1 protein-coding gene is annotated in these 606 nt (G+C 39.8%); it reads left to right on the forward strand.

Annotation, left to right across the window (positions count from 1 at the left end; genetic code table 11):
• Nucleotides 1-3 precede the first annotated feature (3 nt).
• Nucleotides 4-606, forward strand: a 603-nt coding sequence (locus tag ACGHVY_RS24790; protein WP_390602132.1) for an ISAs1 family transposase, incomplete at its 3' end; no start/stop codon positions are given.

The raw sequence follows: 606 nt of genomic DNA on the forward strand, positions 1-606 counted from the left end.
CAAGTGTATACGGTCGAAGAAATCGTATTTATTGCGATGGTTTCAGTTCTTTGTGGTGCTGAAACCTGGAATGAAATAGAAATATTTGGTAATAGTCATGAAGAATATTTCAAGAACCGTCTTCCTCATTTATCAGGTATTCCCTCAGAAGATACTTTCAACCGTTTTTTCACTTTGTTGGATATTGAATGGTTTGAAGAAATTTTCCGCCTTTGGATTAATGATATTTGCAGTCAGCTTCCCGGTGTCGTTGCTATAGATGGCAAGGCTGTATGCCCAACTTCCCATTCAAAGGGGCATGGGATGAAAGAACGTTTATATATGGTCAGTGCATGGGCCGTACGCAATGGCCTTTGTCTGGGGCAACAAAAAGTGGATGGAAAATCCAATGAAATAACTGCTATCCCTGAACTGATAAAGGCTCTTGACCTGACACAGTGTATTGTGACCATTGATGCTGTTGGTTGTCAAAAAACAATAACAGAGACAATTATAAATGCAGAAGCGGATTATATCCTGTGCGTCAAAGACAATCAGAAGAAACTCAAAGCTCAGATATTCTCTCTGCTCACAGAAGAAGACCGGATTTATCTACCTTATAAGCAG

The sequence above is a fragment of the Bacteroides sp. f07 genome (assembly GCF_042854785.1).
Classification (GTDB): domain Bacteria; phylum Bacteroidota; class Bacteroidia; order Bacteroidales; family Bacteroidaceae; genus Bacteroides.